Origin of the sequence: Burkholderia sp. Ax-1720 (assembly GCF_011753035.1) — a bacterium.
Classification (GTDB): Bacteria; Pseudomonadota; Gammaproteobacteria; order Burkholderiales; family Burkholderiaceae; genus Burkholderia; species Burkholderia gladioli.
This window is the reverse complement of sequence record NZ_VWWK01000445.1, coordinates 1-1,018: the sequence shown is the minus strand read 5'-3', so window position 1 is coordinate 1,018 and position 1,018 is coordinate 1. Positions and strand designations below refer to the sequence as shown.

The window sequence follows — 1,018 nt, the reverse complement described above, 5'->3', positions numbered from 1 at the left end:
GGCCGCCGCGATCCCCGCCTGGCCGGGCCGGCCCGCGCCGCGCGGCGCCTGGATCTCGAACGTGGCCGGCGCGGATGTCGCCGCCCGCATCGAGGCCCTGGTCGAGGCGCGCTGGCCGGGACTGCCGTGCCGCATCGTCACCGCGCGCGCGGCACAATGCGGCGTCAGCAACGGTTACGGGCAGCCCTCGCAGCTCGGCAGCGATCGCTGGTGCGGGCTGATCGGCGCGCGCGCCGCCTTCCCCGGCGAGGCCCTGCTGATCGCCACCTTCGGCACCGCCACCACGCTCGAATCGCTGGAGGCCGACGGCCGCTTCGTCGGCGGCCTGATCGCGCCGGGCTGGGCGCTGATGATGCGCTCGCTCGGCACGCACACGGCGCAGTTGCCGACGCTCACCACCGACACGGCGCGGCGCCTGGTCGACGAACTCGACCAGGCCGCGGGGCGCATCCCGTTCGCCACCGACACCGCGCATTCGCTGTCGGCCGGCTGCCTGCAGGCGCAGGCCGGGCTGGTCGAGCGCGCCTGGCGCGAGCGCTCGGCCGAGGGCACGCGGCCGGTGCGGCTGGTATTGTCGGGCGGTGCCGCCGATGCCGTCGCGCAGGTGCTGACGGTGCCCTACACGCGGCACGACACGCTGGTGCTGTCGGGGCTGGCACGCATCGCGCACGACGCGGCGCAGGATTGAGGATGGAATGGGGCGTGCCGGCCATCGCCGGGCGCGCGGACGACTGACTTTCGAGGGAGAGGTTCGACGATGCTACGTTGGCTCATCGCGATACTGCTGGTGGCGAACCTGGTCGCGCTGGCCGCGATCCAGGGGCTGTTCGGGCCGCCGCCGGCCGCCGGGGCGCGCGAACCCTGGCACCTGACGCAGCAGGTCCGGCCGCAGGCGCTGCACACCACGGCCGTCGCCCAGGCCGCCGAGCAGCCGGTGGTGGGCGGCCCGATCAGCTCGCCGCCGGTCGAGTCGCAGCCGCTCGCGGCCTCGTCGGCCGATGCGGCTTCCTCCGGTGAC

General features: G+C 75.4%; 1 protein-coding gene and 1 pseudogene. Both read left to right on the top strand.

Annotated features, from left to right (window positions below; all coding sequences use genetic code 11):
* The coding region (locus F3J18_RS37555; RefSeq protein WP_166917213.1) for a type III pantothenate kinase at positions 1-688 on the top strand (688 nt) is incomplete at its 5' end.
* A 69-nt stretch (positions 689-757) separates the two neighbouring features.
* Positions 758-1,018 (top strand): annotated as a pseudogene (locus F3J18_RS37550) (hypothetical protein); the annotation flags it as partial.